This is a genomic window from Halomonas sp. WWR20, assembly GCF_054602495.1.
In genome coordinates this window covers 224,987-241,285 of the sequence record NZ_JBTRHR010000004.1, presented here as the reverse complement: position 1 = coordinate 241,285, position 16,299 = coordinate 224,987, and the positions used below count along the sequence as shown (strand labels likewise).

15 protein-coding genes are annotated in these 16,299 nt (G+C 63.2%); 4 read left to right on the top strand and 11 right to left on the bottom strand.

From position 1 onward, the window contains the following. Positions 1–205 precede the first annotated feature (205 nt). Positions 206–1,534: a glycosyltransferase gene (locus ACW4DH_RS09585; RefSeq protein WP_459636168.1), complete on the top strand. Its 1,329-nt coding sequence runs from the start codon at positions 206–208 to the stop codon at positions 1,532–1,534. Between the two features lie 45 nt (positions 1,535–1,579). Here ACW4DH_RS09585 and ACW4DH_RS09580 read toward each other — a convergent pair whose 3' ends face one another. From ACW4DH_RS09580 to ACW4DH_RS09570, 3 genes are all read right to left on the bottom strand, one after another. Then, a complete protein-coding gene (locus ACW4DH_RS09580; RefSeq protein WP_459636167.1) occupies positions 1,580–2,257 on the bottom strand; it encodes a TVP38/TMEM64 family protein in 678 nt (225 codons plus the stop codon). A gap of 103 nt (positions 2,258–2,360) precedes the next feature. Next, the gene (locus ACW4DH_RS09575) at positions 2,361–3,311 is read right to left on the bottom strand and encodes an ABC transporter substrate-binding protein (protein ID WP_459636166.1); all 951 of its coding nucleotides are present in this window, start codon (positions 3,309–3,311) and stop codon (positions 2,361–2,363) included. A gap of 97 nt (positions 3,312–3,408) precedes the next feature. Beyond that, the gene (locus tag ACW4DH_RS09570) at positions 3,409–4,605 is read right to left on the bottom strand and encodes a TauD/TfdA family dioxygenase (protein ID WP_459636165.1); all 1,197 of its coding nucleotides are present in this window, start codon (positions 4,603–4,605) and stop codon (positions 3,409–3,411) included. 126 nt (positions 4,606–4,731) lie between these two features. Between ACW4DH_RS09570 and ACW4DH_RS09565 the strand changes: the two genes are divergently transcribed. The 3 genes from ACW4DH_RS09565 to ACW4DH_RS09555 all read left to right on the top strand — a co-directional run bounded on the left by ACW4DH_RS09565 (position 4,732) and on the right by ACW4DH_RS09555 (position 7,577). Beyond that, on the top strand, positions 4,732–5,607 hold the full coding sequence (locus tag ACW4DH_RS09565) for a LysR substrate-binding domain-containing protein (RefSeq protein ID WP_459636164.1): 876 nt from the start codon (positions 4,732–4,734) through the stop codon (positions 5,605–5,607). A 67-nt stretch (positions 5,608–5,674) separates the two neighbouring features. Next, a complete protein-coding gene (locus ACW4DH_RS09560) occupies positions 5,675–6,133 on the top strand; it encodes a hypothetical protein (protein WP_459636163.1) in 459 nt (152 codons plus the stop codon). A gap of 316 nt (positions 6,134–6,449) precedes the next feature. Then, positions 6,450–7,577: an aldo/keto reductase gene (locus ACW4DH_RS09555; RefSeq protein WP_459636162.1), complete on the top strand. Its 1,128-nt coding sequence runs from the start codon at positions 6,450–6,452 to the stop codon at positions 7,575–7,577. A gap of 160 nt (positions 7,578–7,737) precedes the next feature. Here the strand turns inward: ACW4DH_RS09555 and ACW4DH_RS09550 are convergent, their stop codons facing one another. From ACW4DH_RS09550 to glcD, 8 genes are all read right to left on the bottom strand, one after another. Further along, the gene (locus ACW4DH_RS09550) at positions 7,738–8,532 is read right to left on the bottom strand and encodes a M90 family metallopeptidase (protein WP_459636161.1); all 795 of its coding nucleotides are present in this window, start codon (positions 8,530–8,532) and stop codon (positions 7,738–7,740) included. Between the two features lie 13 nt (positions 8,533–8,545). After that, positions 8,546–10,105 carry a GNAT family N-acetyltransferase gene (locus ACW4DH_RS09545; protein WP_459636160.1) on the bottom strand — a complete coding sequence of 520 codons (1,560 nt, stop codon included), beginning with the start codon at positions 10,103–10,105 and terminating at the stop codon, positions 8,546–8,548. A gap of 221 nt (positions 10,106–10,326) precedes the next feature. Continuing rightward, positions 10,327–11,025: a dienelactone hydrolase family protein gene (locus ACW4DH_RS09540; RefSeq protein ID WP_459636159.1), complete on the bottom strand. Its 699-nt coding sequence runs from the start codon at positions 11,023–11,025 to the stop codon at positions 10,327–10,329. A 339-nt stretch (positions 11,026–11,364) separates the two neighbouring features. After that, positions 11,365–11,631, bottom strand: coding sequence for a DksA/TraR family C4-type zinc finger protein (locus ACW4DH_RS09535; RefSeq protein WP_459636158.1), 267 nt, complete (start codon positions 11,629–11,631; stop codon positions 11,365–11,367). A gap of 112 nt (positions 11,632–11,743) precedes the next feature. Continuing rightward, a complete protein-coding gene (locus ACW4DH_RS09530) occupies positions 11,744–12,145 on the bottom strand; it encodes a heme-binding protein (RefSeq protein WP_459636157.1) in 402 nt (133 codons plus the stop codon). A gap of 184 nt (positions 12,146–12,329) precedes the next feature. Further along, positions 12,330–13,568 (bottom strand): glycolate oxidase subunit GlcF, encoded by a 1,239-nt coding sequence (gene glcF / locus ACW4DH_RS09525; protein ID WP_459636156.1) that lies wholly within the window; start codon positions 13,566–13,568, stop codon positions 12,330–12,332. Position 13,569: 1 nt separating this feature from the next. Beyond that, a complete protein-coding gene (gene glcE / locus ACW4DH_RS09520) occupies positions 13,570–14,685 on the bottom strand; it encodes a glycolate oxidase subunit GlcE (RefSeq protein ID WP_459636334.1) in 1,116 nt (371 codons plus the stop codon). A 10-nt stretch (positions 14,686–14,695) separates the two neighbouring features. Then, on the bottom strand, positions 14,696–16,195 hold the full coding sequence (glcD, locus tag ACW4DH_RS09515) for a glycolate oxidase subunit GlcD (protein ID WP_459636155.1): 1,500 nt from the start codon (positions 16,193–16,195) through the stop codon (positions 14,696–14,698). Between the last annotated feature and the right edge of the window lie 104 nt (positions 16,196–16,299).

The following is a 16,299-nucleotide window of genomic DNA, read 5'->3' as shown; positions in this document are numbered from 1 at the left end:
GTTTCTTGAGCACGCCTGCGCAGTCTAGCCGTTCCAGGGCCAAGAAAAATCCTTCGTCTCTTATGTGCTTGTGCCACGCTGCAAACAAAGCACAGGCAGGGCAAAGTCAGTGCAGACTGTTATGATATGCCGCCCCCTCGTAGTGGGCTGCCGGTATCCGCTACCGTGAAAAAGCGGGATATATTGGCCACAGGGAGTTGATGGATTGAATATCCTGATGTTCACCAATACCTACCACCCTATCGTGGGTGGGGTGAGCGAATCCGTACAGCGCCTGAAACGCTGCCTGCAGCGTCAGGGCCATCAGGTGTTGGTGGTGGCCCCCAAGCTGGAGGGGCAGCCGCGTCACGAAGCCGACGTGGTGCGGGTGGCTGCAATGCCGCGCTTCAACGGCAGTGATTTCTCCTTCCCGGTACCGGTGCCCGGCCAGCTTTACGAGGCCATCGATCGTTTCGAACCCGATATCGTCCATTCGCACCATCCCTTTCTGCTGGGTGATACGGCAGCCCGGGCCGCGCAGACCTATGGACTGCCGCTGATCTTTACCCATCACACACTCTACGAGCACTACACGCATTACGTGCCGGGAGACTCGCCGCGGATGCAGCGTTTCGCCGTAGCCCTGGCGACCGAATACACCCATCTCTGCAATGCCGTTATCGCCCCCAGCGAGAGCATTCGTGACCTGCTGCGAATACGCGGCGGCAACCCCGCGGTACATGTCGTGCCCAGCGGGGTGGATACGGCACGCTTCATGCGGGGCAACGGCGCCGCCCTGCGCCAACGCCTGGGGATTCCCGGCGACGCCCATGTGGTGGGGCATGTGGGGCGGCTGGCCCTGGAAAAGAACCTGCCTTTCCTGGCCGATGCGATGGCGCGCTTTCTGGCCATTCACCCCCGGGCGCGGGCCTTGATCGTCGGCGATGGCGAGGCGCGTACCGCCATGCATGTTTGCGCCGCCCGGGAAGGGGTCGCGGATCGTTTCCATTTTACCGGCAAGCTGCACGATCAGGCGCTGATCGATGCCTACCATGCCATGGATGTGTTTGCCTTTGCCTCGCACAGCGAGACCCAGGGGATGGTGGTTACCGAAGCGATGGCCGCAGGGCTGCCGGTGGTGGCCATCAATGCCTCCGGCGTGCGGGAGGTACTGGTACATGGTGAAAACGGCTTGATGCTGCCTGGCGACGATCTGACCGGTTTCGCCGCGGCCCTGACCGATCTGACCCACAGCGCGCCTCGCGACACCCTGCGTCGTGGCGCCCTGGCCACTGCTCGGCGTTTCGATGATGCGCTATGCGCCGAGCGCTGTCTGGCCGTCTATCGTCAGGTCATGCAGAACGCTGCCGCGGCGCACGACGACGAGACGGATGTCAGTGCCTGGGAGCGTGTGCGCGGTCGTCTGGGCGCGGAATGGCAGCTGCTTCGTCACCGTGGGCGCGTGTTGCGCTCCACCTTCCAGAGTCCCGCGCAGCCCGAACAGAGCAAGCCGCTGTTCCGTAGTGATGTGCACAAGGAAGTTTCCGGCAAATAGCCGTTAAGACGCCTTGAATCCCCGCCGTGACGCTGGCGCGTACCATCAGGAACGGCGGCGTCGGTCGGCATAACGCTTCAATCCCCACAGCAACAGACCACCCAGGCCGATCCCCAGCACTGACCAGAGCACGCCGCGGGTATCATTGGCGGTAAGCAGCGAGCCGAGTTGGCTGCCAAGTAGCGATACGCCGAGCAATCCCGGCACGATACCGATCACCGAGCCGATCAGATAGTCGCGAAAGCGTAGGTGGAAGGCACCGGCCAGCATATTGGTCAGCGTGAAGGGGGCCAGCGGCAACAGGTTGACGATGACCATGGTGCGAATGCCACGGCCGGCCAGTAGCTTGGCCAGGCCATTCAGGCGTGTGCCGCCATAACGGAGCAGCGCCTCGCGACCGAGATGACGACCTGCCCAGTAGGAGGCGATCGAGGCGCATACGGTGCCGGCCAGGGCGTAGCCAAAGCCCCACCAGGGACCGAAGAGCAACCCGGTGACCGCGACTAGAATGCTCAGCGGAAACATCACCAGCGACGCCAGGACATAAACGAGGAGTATTACCGGAACCGACCACCACGAGTCCCGCCAGGCCAGGGCCTGCTGGGACCAGTTCAGCAGGTGCTGGGGGGTAAGGACATCGTTCAGCGCGAGCCATTGCCAGAGCAGGCCGCAGCCGAGCATGGCGGCCGCGACGAGAATCAGGATACCCAGCGAACGTGGCATGGAAGGTCTCACGAAAGGAACTCGCGGCATAGGATACGCGAGCCGGGCACGCCGACCAATGGCGGTGAGAAGGCGTGCCCGGAAAGCGGCGAGCCGTCGACGCTTACAGCGACAGCGCCTCGCGGACGACCGGCCAGGCTGGCTGGCCATCCTGCGTGGTTACACCCTCGAGCATGGCTTCGACACGCGCGGAGTGGTCATGAATCCATTGCTGAGCGACTTCCTCGGCCGGACGCTCCTCGAGCCCGAAACCCTGAATCATCCAGCTCTGCTCCTCAGCGCTGAAGGTGAATTGCTTGAAGAAACTCACCAGATTGGGATGAGCTTCGGCGTAGGCGCCGCGCATCAGCGTCAGCACTTCGCTTTCGCCGTTGTTTTCGCCGAACAGATTTTGAGGATCGTCAAGATAGTGCATCGGCAGTTCGAGGTTCATCCAATGCGGCGTCCAGCCGACCCAGACGATGGGTTCCTCACGGGAGATGGCATCACGGGCGGCACTCAGCATGCCGACGGTGCTGGTATCGACAAGGCGCCAGTCGCCCAGCCCCCAGCTATCTTCGTCGATGGCCTGATTGAGGATTTCGCTGGCGGCGGAGCCGGCGCCGAAGCTGTGGATCTGCCCATTGAACCGGTCACGGTTGGCCTCGAGGTCGGCGAAGCTCTGCACGCCATCCTCGTAGACGTACTCGGGAACCGCCAGGGTCATCTGCGCGCCATCGACATTATTGGTGATGCGCACGATGTCGCCATTTTCCTCGCGCGGGCCGAGCATGTTCTGCTGGGCGGGTAGCCAGCCGCCGAGGAACACGTCGACATCGCCCGTTTCCATGGCCTGGTAGATCACCTGCAGGCCGAGCTCCTGGTGGCTTGTCGCGTAGCCCAACGGTTCGAGCAACTGTGTGGCGATTTGCGTCTTGACGGTGATGCCGGGCCAGGCCGGGACCCCGAAGTCGAGGGTGGCATCGTCGGCCTGAGCCGGCAGCGAAACGGCTGCGGCTGAAACGGCTGCGGCTAAGGGTAGCGCAGATAATGTCTTGAACAACGAAGGGGACATGAAGGTCTCTTGGTCAGGTTGGAGAACGCCGAACCGGTCTTTCTTGTGTCGTTGCGGTTCGACAATGGGACACATGGCAAAGCGTTGTCGCGAGGTATTACTCCTGGCGGGCCAGTACGCGCAGGCGCGATTCGATCAGGTCCAAATCCAGATAGGTGCCTTGCAGGTGGCGTTTGCCGGTATTGGGATCGAAAGCGCGCCGGCCATGCAGCACCCGGCGGTTATCGAAGGCAATCATCTGCCCCGGCGCCAGAGAAAACTCGATCTGGTGGTGCGGATCGTGCAATAGCTGCCAGAAGTGCCGATAGGCGGCGTACCAGGCATCCACCGATTGCAGCGGCAGGCGCAGAGTATCGCGGATCCAGTTATTGAAGCGAATCTCCAATGGGTTGCCGTCTGCATCGAGCTGAATGATCGGGGCGCGCACCGATATATCGTGTTCTTCATCCTGAAAGCGGAAGTCGATGGGCGTCTCGCTAAGCATGCGGAAGGCCTCGGGGGCTTGCTGGCGCAATGCTGCGGCGACGGCGAAACCGTCGGCGAAAGTCGACTCGCCACCTTCGGCTTCGTTCTGCAGGCAGTAGAGCAATTGGATGTCGGGCGGTTGACGCCAGTTGGGCAGATCGGTATGCAACGCTAACGCGATGGGAGTATAGGCGGCGTTGTTGGGGTTGGGCTTGGAGCGAACATCGAAGCGAGCACCGAAATTGGTGGCGCGCATCGGCCCGATACGCCCCGCCAGACGGCTGACTTCCTCTTCTTCCAAGGGGCCTTCATCGAGCAGTACCAGCCCGTCGCGCAGCAGGGACTCAAGCCAGATCCGCTCGCCTTCGCCGTCGATGAAATCGGCATGCCTGACACGCTGCGGGGTGAAGTTCGTACACCAGGGCTGGCGCGCCGGAACGGCTTGGGCAGGTACGAACGCGGTATCGTCGAGACGGCGCTGGTGCAGCCAGCCGGCATCGAAACGACTGACATGGCCGTCCGCCCAGTGCAGTTCGAGGTTGCCTGAGGCTAGCGCCACGCTAGGTGTGGTGTTGATAGCCTCGAGCGGCAGGTAAAGACGTTCACGGGTCAGTGGGTGGCGACAAGCGATACAGGCGCAGTGATCGCGCAGCCACATCAGCGGGAAATGGCTGTGGCTGTCATCATTCCAGTGCAGCGTGACGCGGGCACCGGTCGCCACCGCGTCGATCAGCTCGACACCGCTGTCATGGGGCGAGAGTTCTCCCATGTCGAGACGTGAAGCGGCGGTATGCTGTTGTTCGACGCGATGCGAGGTGGCGGTGCTCATCGAGACCTCCTGATGACGGTGGACGTTGCGGGGAATAACGAGGAACGAGGATGGCGCCTATGCATGGCTGCGACAAATGATTAATCTGGGGGCTATGACCCAGTTCAGCTTATGGCTTTCTTATCCATGTCCCAGCTTCCCCCGATCTTATGGCTGCAGGCCTTCGAGGCGGCAGCCCGCCGGCTGAGCTTCACCCAGGCTGGCCATGAACTCGGCGTGACGCAGTCGGCAGTCAGTCAACGCATCCGTCTGCTCGAGGATCGCCTGGGCCAGAAACTGTTCGTACGCCATCCACGCAGCCTGACGCTAACCCCGGCCGGTCAGGCCTGGCTGCCCAGCGTGCAGGAGGCCTTCACGCGCTTGATGGAGGGCACCGCCGAGGTTTTCGGGCCACGCCCGGAGGTGCCGGTAACGCTGCGCGCCACACCGGTCATGCAGCAGACCTGGCTGGCGCCGCGCCTGCTGGCGTTTCATCAGCAATATCCCCAGATCGCGATCCATTTGGTCAGCGCAATCTGGAACGAGGATTTCGGCCCCCAGGGCGCCGATCTGGAAATTCGCTATGGTCAGGGTGACTGGGAGGGGGTAGAAGGCGTCTCGCTGGGCAGCGAGACGATGCTGCCGGCCTGTTCGCCGGACGTGGCCGAACGCCTGCAGACACCTGCGGATCTGGCCGGTGAGACGCTGCTGCATGCGCTGGGCTTTGCGGTGGGCTGGCCGGCCTGGCTGGAGCAGGCCGGGGTGGCGGGGCTCGACAGGCGGTGTTCGGCGTTCTCCTGCGACAACCAGGTCACCACGTTGATGCTGGCGGCGCGCGGTGCGGGCGTCGCCTTGACCCACCGTAGTCTGCTGTTCCAGCGTGACGATCTGGTGGCACCGTTCGACCTCGCCGTGCCCAGCGACGAATGTTTCTGGCTGGTGCGCCCAATGCGGCGCAAGCCGCACGATGCAGCGCTACTGTTATGGGAATGGTTGAACCGTTCGTCCGTTCCGGGGGTCTGAGCAGGACGGGCTATGCTGAAAGCCGTGCCATTTGCCCTGACGGGGCGGGACAACCACCGGAGGCCATATGCAAAAGGCGAGCAAAGAGTCGGGACGCTGGATAACAGCGCGCGGAGCATTGCGCCTGCGTGGCGCGGTGCTGGGCATGCTAATGCTTGCGACGACGGGGATGGCCGGCCAGGCGCAGGCCGAGCGTCCGCAGGTCGAACTGCGCGACAGCAAGCGGCTACATCCCGAGGTGCGCCGCCACAGTCCGGGCCCCGACAATCGTCGGCATGGACCGGATACCCGGCCGCGTGTAGGGGTACCGCGTGTCGAGATCGAGGTCAACGATTTATCGACTTTCGGCTCGTCACGCAGATCGCCGGATGAACCCGCCCGGCGCACCGGTGAGGATTCTCCGCCTCCCGGGGCTTCAATTTGCCGCGATGGCGGCGGCACGACGTGGTCGACCCGCGGTCAGGAATGCGAGGGGAGTAGCGCCGCGCCTTCGGATACACGAACCTATTCCACTTCGCCGCGCTAGGTCTATTGCCAGGCGCAGCGTATGACACCGCTTTCTGCCAAGTCTTCCACACCGGCTTCTTCTCCAATGGCATCAAGGAGATCGACGGTACACGTGTCTACGGCCATATGGATTATGGCAGGCCCGGCGACCCTCGCATCGGCAGCCGGTTATCGTCGCTGACTGGTGAATCGTGCGTGAGTGTTCCAGACTTCTGGCTGGGCCGGCCGCTGAAACGGCCAACAGAGAAAGACGAATCGCTGTTGGCTCAGGGGCCGTTATGTGACAAGCAACGCTTGTCGGTCACATCACCACGATATTCCAAGGAGAGGACATCATGCCGAATCGTCGACAATTCCTGGCCGGGGCAAGTATGGTTGCCGCGGCAGCCGCAGCCCCTCGTCTCTTGGCCGCCGATAAGGGGGCAAGCGGTGGTAGCAAGGGCGGCGTCATCTCGGAACTGCCCGACAACCCACCGCTGGCTTCCAAGCTGTTTCCGCCCGAGCACAAGTTCGGTGTGGGTGGCACCCAACTGGGCAACATCTTCAAGGTCACGTCCGACGACGAGGCCCAGAACATGCTCGAAGCCTGCTGGGAGAATGGCGTACGTTATTTCGACACCTCGCCCTTCTACGGCATGGGGTTGTCCGAGCGTCGCCTGGGGCACTTCCTCAATGGCAAGTCGCCGCAGGAGTATGTGTTGTCGAGCAAGATGGGACGCCTGCTGAAACCCGATGCTTCGGTGAACAGCCAGGGCAACTGGAAGGGCGATCTGAACTTCAGCTATCACTTCGATTATACCGCCGCTGGCACTCGTCGCTCCATCGAGGACAGCCTGCAGCGTCTGGGCGTGCCCAAGATCGACATTGTCTATATCCACGACCTGACACCAGGCATGCTGGGCGACGACTGGCGGGAGTATCTCGACACGGCACGCAAGGGGGCCATGCCCGAGCTGTCGCGCATGCGTGAGGAGGGCATCATCGGCCACTGGGGTATGGGGGTGAACAATATCGAAACCTGCCTCGCCGCCATGGAATCCTCCGACCCTGACGTGATGCTTCAGGCCACCAAGTACAACCTGATGGATCACGAAGATGTCCTGGACCGTCTGTTTCCGAAGTGTCGCGAGAATGACGTGTCGGTGATTGTCGGTGCGCCGTTGGGTGCCGGTTTCCTCGCCGGGGTGAATCGCTGGTTGTACAGTGACGGCATTCCGGATGGCTATTGGGAAAAACGTGATCGCATCGCCCAGATCGCCCACCAGCACGGCACCGATCTGCGCACGGCGGCATTGCAGTTCACCGCCGCGCCGGATGTGGTCGCGGCCACCATCCCCGGCGCACGCAACGCCCAGCAGGCGCGTGAAAACCGCGAATCGATGAATGCCAAGATCCCCGCCGAGTTCTGGCAGACCCTGAAGGATGAAGGGTTGATCGCCGAGAACGCGCCCACGCCGAGCTGAAAGGAAGCCTCAGCGGACGCATGAGCAAGCCGCATGACGCCTCGCGGCGTGACGCGAGGAGAGAGCGAAGAGAGGGCGAGCGCAAAGCCCTCTCTTCAGAGAGGGGCGAGAACGTCGCGTCTCGGCAATGACCTGCATGAGACATCCGAACGGGGCGGGGTCAGGTGCGCTGAGTACCCTTCAGTCGTACGAGCGGGTCCTGACGGAAATAGCGCCTGAGCAGGGCATAGAGCTCGGGATAGGCGGCGTTCAGCGCATCCGGGGCGGCAAAGAAGGCTTCGCAACTGACCGTGAAGCATTCGCCGGGATCGGAGGCGGCGTAATCATCGATCGGTGTCGGCTCGCCGCGCTCGAGCCGAGTCTGCAGGTCATCCCAGACGGCGGTAAAGACGCGGTGCCATTCACCGGCACTCATGTCGCGCGGCAACGGCGGGAAGCCATCGGCGTCCATCGAGTTGCCCATGTCGAGCTTGTGGGCGAATTCGTGGATCACCACGTTGAAGCCGTCCCAGCCGCCACTGGCCTGGAAGTCGGGCAGGGCGATGACCACCGGTCCCTGGTACCAGGTTTCGCCGGCGCGTTCGTCCTCGTAGACATGCATGACGCCGGCGTCATCGAGCTCCTCCCCCTTGCGGCGGAAGGCATCGGGTAGCAGCAGTACCTCATGGACATTGGAAAAGGCGGCCTCGGCGTCGCGCTGCTCCCAGCCCAGCGTCAACAGGCAGGCCTGGGCCGCCAGTGCCAGGTAGTCCTCCATCCCGAAGGCCAGGCGAGCGGGATTGCTCAGGCGTTTGTGATGCATCAGGCGCCAGGCGCGCTGGCCGAGGCGTGTGGCGTCCTCGGAATCGAGCGCACGCAGCAGCGGCAGGCGCTTGCGCACCTGTCGCCACTGGGCGTCGGGAAAGGGGTGGCGCGCCGCGAAGCGCGCCTCCTGCCACTGTCGCCACCACTTCATCGGCGCGAAACGCTCAATCTTCCTGGCGGCCGCCGGACTTCCACGACCAGTCGCGCAGGCGCAAGTCGAAGAGGTCCTTGCGACGGTCCTTGAGGTTGGTCACGGTGCCCTCGCTGCGTACCACCTTGAGGCGGGTCAGATCGAGATCCGAAAAGATCACCATCTCGGTGTTGGGCGTGGTCTCGGAGAGCACTGCATCATGCGGGAAGGCGAAGTCCGAGGGCGAGAATACCGCCGACTGGGCGTACTGAATGTCGAGATTCTCGATCGACGGCACGTTGCCCACGCTGCCGCAGACCACCACGTAGCATTCGTTTTCGATGGCCCGTGCCTGGGAGCAGTGGCGCACCCGCAGGTAGCTGTTCTTGGTGTCGGTCCAGAACGGCACGAACAGAATGTCCATGTCCTGATCGGCAAGCAGGCGCGGCAGCTCGGGAAATTCCACGTCATAGCAGATCAGGGTGCCTACACGCCCGGCGTCGGTGTCGAACACACACAGGCTATCGCCCCCCTCGACCACCCAGTCGCGACGCTCCTGAGGCGTGATGTGCAGCTTGGCCTGACGGTCGATTTCGCCGTCGCGGTGACAGAGATAGGAGACGTTATAAAGCTTGTCGTCGTCGCCGATCTCGACCATCGAGCCGGCGACGATATTGATGTTGTAGGCCACCGCCATGCGTGAAATCTCGGCCTTGAAATGCTCGGTGAAGCCGGCCAGGAAGCGGATCGCCTCGATCTGATTGGATTGATCGGTCAGGCTCATCAGCGGCGTATTGAACAGCTCCGGAAACACCACGAAATCACTCTGATAATCGGCGACGGCGTCGACGAAATACTCGACTTGCTGCAGCACCTGCTCGACCGAGGCGAACTCGCGCATCTGCCACTGCACGGCACCCACCCGCACTTGAGTCTTGCGACTCTCCAGCACCCGCTTGGCGGGCTCATAAAGGATATTGTTCCATTCCAGCAGCGTCGCATAGCCTTGGGATTTCTCGTCCTCGGGCAAGTACTTGTGGAGCAGGCGTTTGACCAGGAAGTCGTTGGCCAGCTGGAACGACAGAATCGGGTCGTGGAGCTCCTTGCGCGACACCTTGTCGATGTACTCGGTGGCGGAGAGCTCGTCGGCATGGGCGTGGTAGTGGGGAATGCGTCCACCGGCGAGAATGGCGCGCAGGTTCATCGAGCGGCACAGATCCTTGCGCGCCTCATAGAGGCGCCGACCCAGGCGATAGCCGCGATAAGCCGGATCGATGAGCACATCAAGACCGTAAAGCGCATCGCCCTTGGGGGCATTGAGAATGGTTTCGCGATTGCCGATCAGATCGTCGTACTTGTGTGGATTGGAGAATTCGTCGTAGTCGACCAATGCGGTCAGCGCCACGCCGATGATCCTGTCGCCATCCTCGATGACGATCTGGCCGTCGGGAAATTCGCTGATCAGCTTGTCGATGGTGTGCTTCGGCCAGCAACCGCCGATATCGTCATAGACCGCATCCATCAGCGTCTTGAGCTGCGGATAGTCGTCCGGGGTCAGGTTACGCAGGTTGAGATGCAGATCGTCAAGGGACATTAATTCGCGAGTCCTCGCATGGAAAGTGAGAGCATTCTACCACGGCCGAAGAGGGCAGCTGGCCTAGCCAGTGAGGCAGGGCGGTATAGGTGGAGGTTGATGGACCGCCAATCGCCACGAGCGTTCAATAGGAAGTTGCTATCCGCCCGATAAGCGTGTCGCTCGGAACAAGGAAGATGTGGGGCGAAGACGACCGGCCGGATATCCCGGCCGGGCGCGAATCACTGGAAGTGCGTTTCCAGAAAGGTCAGCGTATGGCCATGGGCGAGTGCCGAGGCATGGCGGTGGTAGGCGCTGCGTGCCCAGCAGTTGAAGCCGTGGTCGGCGTCGGCGTAAACATGAATGTCGACATCGTTACGGTCGGCGAAGGCGTGACGAACCTGCTCGATATGCTCGCCGGTGATGTGCTTATCCTGCTCGGCGAAATGGAACTGCAGGGGTACCTCGAGATGGATGGCCTTGTCGAGATGGTTGGCGATGCCGCCCGGATAGTAGCAGACCGCGGCATCGACCCCTGCCTTGAGCGCGCAAAGATAGGATAGGATGCCGCCCATGCAGTAGCCCATCGACGCCACTGGGCCCTGACACTCGGGGCGCTCGCGCAGCGCCTGGGTGGTGCTGGCCAGATCCTGTACGGCGACGTCGAAGTCGATCTGTTTCATCAGACCGAAGGCCTTCTGCATGTCATCGCCCTCATAGCTGAGCTCGACGCCCGGCTCCTGACGCCAGAATACGTCCGGCGCCAGCACCACGTAGCCGTCCAGCGCGTATTGTTCGGCGACGCTGCGAATATGTGCGTTGACGCCGAAGATTTCCTGAATCAGCACGATGCCGGGTCCCTTGCCACCCGGTGGCAGGGCCAAATAGCCCTTGAACGTCTGGTTATCGTGACTGGTGATATCGATCCATTGAGCAGACATGCGAACTCCTTGTGAGGGAAACACGAGCGGGATTGCCTCCACGCTCATCGCGGCAGTGGCCCCATTCTAGGTGGCGATTCCGGGCTCGTGCCAGTGATGATTGCCGGTGCGCCCTGCAAAGCCGGGCATGGCGTGCGGTGCGCTCCTCAGGAAAGGAGGGTGATCTAAACGGGAAAACCCGGGTACGGAATCAGCCTAAGATGATAAACATCGAGAGTGTTCTGGGCCCAGGAAACCGGGCAGCAATGAGGGCGTGGCAGATGTAAGGCATCATTCACAGCGGCAGGCGCCTATCGACGAATTATCGGCGAATGCAACGCAGAGACACGGCAAGCCTGGCTAGCGCAGCTGGCTATCCTTGCTGCCGCGGCGGTTGTAGCCGCTGAACTTCGCTTGCTGCTTGTCGCGCTCGTTCTGGCAGACGATGCACAGGCGAACCCCGGGGATCGCCTCGCGACGTGCCGGAGGGATCGGCTCCCCGCACTCTTCGCAGTGGCTCAGACTCTCACCGCGCGGTAACTGGCTGCGTGAGCGCCGCACGGCATCTTCGACCGTATCGTCGATCTGATCCTGTACGGCGCCGTCTCTCGACCATCCACCTGCCATGATATGCACTCCTTGAGCTCGGTGAGCCGGGATCGGGTCATTCATGAAGTGTAGAGCCCGGCTCAGCCATTGCCAGTATGACATCATTGCACGTGCGATGTGTGATCCAGCATCAACCGATGGCGGCGACACCGGCCTTGGCCACTTGGACGTCCTGCTCGGGCTTGACGCCGGAGATACCCACGCTGGCGATGACCTGGCCGTCGACGATGACCGGTACGCCACCCGACAGCAGCGCCTGCATCGGCGCGGTGACGAAGGCGGTGCGGCCGTTGTTGATCATGTCCTCGAAGGCCTGGGTCTCACGGCGACCGATGGCGGCGTTGCGCGCTTTCTCGCTGGCCACGCCGGCGGAAAACGGCGGCGCGCCATCCATGCGGCGCAGGCCGAGAAGGTGACCGCCATCGTCGGCGACGGCGATGGTCACCGCCCAACTGTTGGCCTCGGCTTCCTTCTGGGCCGCATCGAGGATGGCATTGATCTCGGTGAGGGTGAGGACGGATTTGGTCTGCATGGTGGTTCTCCTTTTGTGTCCTATTAGTTGACTAACAGCGTAACTGTTTGAATGAAAGGCGCTGTAAAGCATCGCGAGCGAACGCAGGTCGCGTGCGGCCGGAGCGGAGGAGCCGGAGCATACTTGATGCTATGTGAGGACTCCGAGCACCGCCCGCGCGCGAGATGCGCAGCGCAGCAGCTTTTCAGTGTTTTTCCAGGGTCTCGTCGACGATCTCGATCCAATGCCTGACCGGTGTGCGCCCGGCGCCGTTGAGATGCGTCTGGCAGCCGATGTTGGCGGTGACGATCAGCTCGGGATCGCCGGCTTCGAGATTGTCGAGCTTGTTATCGCGCAGTTGCTTTGACAGCTCGGGCTGGGTCACCGAGTAGGTGCCGGCGGAACCGCAGCAGAGATGCGCGTCGGCAACCGGCGTCAGGCTGAAGCCGAGGCGCGTGAGCACGCCTTCCACCGCGCCGCCGAGCTTCTGGGCGTGCTGCAGGGTGCAGGGGCAGTGAAACGCCAGCTTGCGATTCTCTTTCACCTTGAGCGCATCGAGCTCTTCCTCGCGCAGGATCTCTACCAGATCCTTGGCCAGAGCACTGACCCGCTTGGCCTTCTCGGCGTACTGCGGATCGTCGGCGAGCATCTCGGCATACTCCTTGACGAAGGCGCCGCAGCCGCTGGCGGTCTGCACGATGGCCTCGGCGCCGTTCTCGATCGCCGGCCACCAGGCGTCGATGTTGGCGCGCATGCGCGCACGGCCATCATCCTGGGCGTTGAGGTGGAAGTCGATGGCGCCGCAACAGCCCGCCTGAGGTGCCGGTGTCAGACCGATACCCAGCCGATCCAGCACTCGGGCGGTGGCGGCGTTGGTGTTGGGCGCCAGCCCCGGCTGCACGCAGCCTTCGAGAATCAGCATCTGCCGGGCGTGACGTTGAGGCGCGGGACGCACGCCGACGTTGACCGCCTTGGGCGGAATCTTGTCCTTGAACATGGCCGGCGCCAGCGGGCGGAAGGTCTGGCCCATGGCCAGCAGCGCCTGAAAACGCTTGGGGTCGACCAGCGCCTTGCGCAGGCCGTAGCGCAGCGCTCGGTCCTTGGCCGGGCGCCCCACGCGGCGTTCCACCTCGGCGCGGCCGATGTCGAGCAGCTTGTGGTACTCGACGCCGGAGGGGCAGGTGGTCTCGCAGTTGCGGCAGGTCAGGCAGCGATCGAGGTGCAGCTGGGTCTCCTGGGTGACCTGGTCGTCACCCTCGGGGCTCTCCAGCAGCTCTTTCATCAGATAGATACGTCCACGCGGCCCGTCGCGTTCATCGCCCAGCAACTGGTAGGTGGGGCAGGTGGCGTTGCAGAAACCGCAATGCACGCAGGTGCGCAGGATGCGGTCGGCCTCGCGGATATGCGGCTGGGCCAGGGCTTCTTGGGAAAAGTTCGTTTGCATGTCAGAGCTCCCCGTAGAGACGGCCGGGGTTGAAGATTCCCTTGGGATCGAGACTGGCCTTGAGATTGCGGTGGTACTTGACCAGTACCGGCGACAGTGGCGTAAACGGTGCCGCCGCGCCAGGGGTGTAGCAGGTAGCATGTCCGCCGGCGCGGGTTGCGGCCTCGCGTATGGTCTCGGCGGTGGCGTCGCTGCGCAACCAGCGCTGGGCGCCGCCCCAGTCGAGCAGCCAATCACCGTCGAGCTGAAGCTGGGGCGTGTTCATGGGCAGTGACAGGCGCCACAAGGGACGGGAATCGTCAGCGGAGAAGAAGGCCAATCGATGCTCGCGCAGCTCTGTCCAGAAACTGTCATCGAGCGTATCGCCCCCCAGCCTGTCTGCGGTGGCGGCTACCGAGCTGTTGCCACCTTCCAGGCGCAGGCACAGGGTGCCGTCGTGGTAGGCGGCGGCGGTCATCGGCAGCGGCTGGCGGCCCCATTCGGCGAGCTTGCCGAGTGCTTCCTCAAGCGGCATCTGCAGCGCCAGGCTGCGACGTGCGGCGGGCTTGGGAAGTACCTTGAGCGAGACCTCGGTAAGCACACCGAGCGTACCCTGGGCACCGGTCATCAGCCGCGAAAGGTCGTAACCGGCAACATTCTTCATGACCTCGCCGCCAAAGCGCAGCTGCTTGCCCTCGTGGTTGATCACGCGGGTGCCGAGCACGAAATCGCGCACGCTGCCGGCCCAGGGGCGGCGTGGCCCGGAGAGGCCGGTGGCGATCATGCCTCCAACAGTGGCCGAATCGCCGAAATGCGGCGGCTCGCAGCCGAGCTGCTGACCTTCGTCGGCCAGCGCCGCCTCGAAATCCCGTAGCGGGGTGCCGGTGCGCACGCTGATCACCAGCTCCACCGGGTCATAGTGCACGATACCGGTATGGCCCGATGTCGATAGCGTCCGGCCCTCCACCGGTCGGCCATAGAAGGCCTTGGTATCGCCGCCGACGATCTTCAACGGGGTGCCTTCGGCCGCGGCCTGGCGGACCTGCTCGCAGAGCGCCGCACTGTCGTCCTGCCCACGGCTGACCGGGATGTCGCGTTCGGCGTGGGCGGCGTAGTTGTCCTGTTCGTGTTGTTCCATCATTGAAACCTCAGAAACGCGGCAGCTCGGGATGCGGCAGCTCGTTGTTATGCACATGCATGGCGCCGAATTCGGCACAGCGGTTCAGCGTGGGAATGTTCTTGCCCGGATTGAGCAGACGCTTGCCGTCGAAGGCGGCCTTGACGGCGTGGAACGTGGTCAGCTCGTCGGACTGGAACTGCGAGCACATCTGGTTGATCTTCTCGCGGCCCACGCCGTGTTCGCCGGTGATGCTGCCGCCGGCTTCCACGCAGAGTTCGAGAATCTTACCGCCGACCTCTTCGGCCAGCTCCAGCTCGCCGGGCTGGTTGGCATCGAACAGGATCAGCGGATGCATGTTGCCATCGCCGGCATGGAATACGTTGGCCACCCGCAAACCGTGCCGCTCGGAGAGCTCGGCGATGCCTTTCAGCACGCGGGGCAGCTCGCGGCGCGGAATGGTGCCGTCCATGCAGTAGTAGTCCGGTGACATGCGTCCCACGGCGGGAAAGGCGTTCTTGCGCCCGGCCCAGAACTTGGCGCGCTCGGCATCGTCACGCGCCTGGGCGATATCGGTGGCGCCGGCCAGTTCGAGCACGCGACGCACCGTCTGGCAATCGTCGTCGACATCGGCTTCCACGCCGTCGAGCTCGCAGAGCAGGATTGCCTCGGCTTCGACCGGGTAGCCGGCACGGATGAAGTCCTCGGCGGCGCGAATGGCCAGTTTGTCCATCATCTCCAGGCCGCCGGGAATGATACCCGCGGCGATGATGTCGCCCACCGCCTTGCCGGCCTTCTCGACGTCATCGAAACTGGCCATCAGCACCTTGGCGCTCTCCGGCTTGGGCAGCAGCTTGACGGTGACCTCGGTGACCACGCCGAGCATGCCCTCGGAGCCGGTGAACAGCGCCAATAGGTCGAAGCCCGGCGCATCGAGGGATTCGGCGCCCAGCGTCATGCGCTCGCCCTCGATGGTGACGATCTCCACCTTGAGCACGTTGTGCACGGTCAGGCCGTACTTGAGACAGTGCACGCCACCGGCATTCTCGGCGACGTTACCACCGATCGAGCAGGCGATCTGCGAGGAGGGATCCGGCGCATAGTACAGCCCGTAAGGAGCCGCGGCCTCGGAGATCGCCAGGTTGCGCACGCCGGGTTGGACCCGGGCGATGCGCGCCTCGGGATCGACCTCGAGGATGCGCTTGAAGCGCGACATCACCAGCAGCACGCCACGCTCCAGCGGCAGGGCGCCGCCGGACAGGCCGGTACCGGCGCCGCGGGTCACCACCGGTACGCCCAGCTCAAAGCATTCGCGCATCAGGGCCTCGACCTGGTCGAGGGTTTCGGGTAGCGCGGCGAGCATTGGCAGTACACGGTAGGCGGCGAGACCGTCACACTCGAAGGGGCGCAGATCCTCCTCGCGGTACAGCAGGGTCAGGTCGGGGATCGCCTGTTCAAGTCGCGCCAGTACCGCGGCCTTGTCGACCGTCGGCAACTCACCATCGAGGCGCTCGTCAAAGAGGATATTCATGGCTGTTCCTCATCGTCACATCGGGGCTCGCGCGGCTTAAGAGATCGTGTAGTGCCGGCGGGCATCGCCCGTTAGTCTGCGTGTCTATTGCACGCTGTCTCGCA

Bases quoted from the DNA above. Each gene is read 5' to 3' on its own strand.
- ACW4DH_RS09555 (WP_459636162.1), top strand. From the start codon at position 6,450: ATGCCGAATCGTCGACAATTCCTGGCCGGGGCAAGTATGGTTGCCGCG.
- glcF (WP_459636156.1), bottom strand. From the start codon at position 13,568: ATGCAAACGAACTTTTCCCAAGAAGCCCTGGCCCAGCCGCATATCCGC.
- ACW4DH_RS09570 (WP_459636165.1), bottom strand. From the start codon at position 4,605: ATGAGCACCGCCACCTCGCATCGCGTCGAACAACAGCATACCGCCGCT.
- ACW4DH_RS09560 (WP_459636163.1), top strand. From the start codon at position 5,675: ATGCAAAAGGCGAGCAAAGAGTCGGGACGCTGGATAACAGCGCGCGGA.
- ACW4DH_RS09545 (WP_459636160.1), bottom strand. From the start codon at position 10,105: ATGTCCCTTGACGATCTGCATCTCAACCTGCGTAACCTGACCCCGGAC.
- ACW4DH_RS09565 (WP_459636164.1), top strand. From the start codon at position 4,732: ATGTCCCAGCTTCCCCCGATCTTATGGCTGCAGGCCTTCGAGGCGGCA.
- ACW4DH_RS09540 (WP_459636159.1), bottom strand. From the start codon at position 11,025: ATGTCTGCTCAATGGATCGATATCACCAGTCACGATAACCAGACGTTC.
- ACW4DH_RS09580 (WP_459636167.1), bottom strand. From the start codon at position 2,257: ATGCCACGTTCGCTGGGTATCCTGATTCTCGTCGCGGCCGCCATGCTC.
- ACW4DH_RS09535 (WP_459636158.1), bottom strand. From the start codon at position 11,631: ATGGCAGGTGGATGGTCGAGAGACGGCGCCGTACAGGATCAGATCGAC.
- ACW4DH_RS09575 (WP_459636166.1), bottom strand. From the start codon at position 3,311: ATGTCCCCTTCGTTGTTCAAGACATTATCTGCGCTACCCTTAGCCGCA.
- ACW4DH_RS09530 (WP_459636157.1), bottom strand. From the start codon at position 12,145: ATGCAGACCAAATCCGTCCTCACCCTCACCGAGATCAATGCCATCCTC.
- ACW4DH_RS09550 (WP_459636161.1), bottom strand. From the start codon at position 8,532: ATGAAGTGGTGGCGACAGTGGCAGGAGGCGCGCTTCGCGGCGCGCCAC.
- glcE (WP_459636334.1), bottom strand. From the start codon at position 14,685: ATGGAACAACACGAACAGGACAACTACGCCGCCCACGCCGAACGCGAC.
- glcD (WP_459636155.1), bottom strand. From the start codon at position 16,195: ATGAATATCCTCTTTGACGAGCGCCTCGATGGTGAGTTGCCGACGGTC.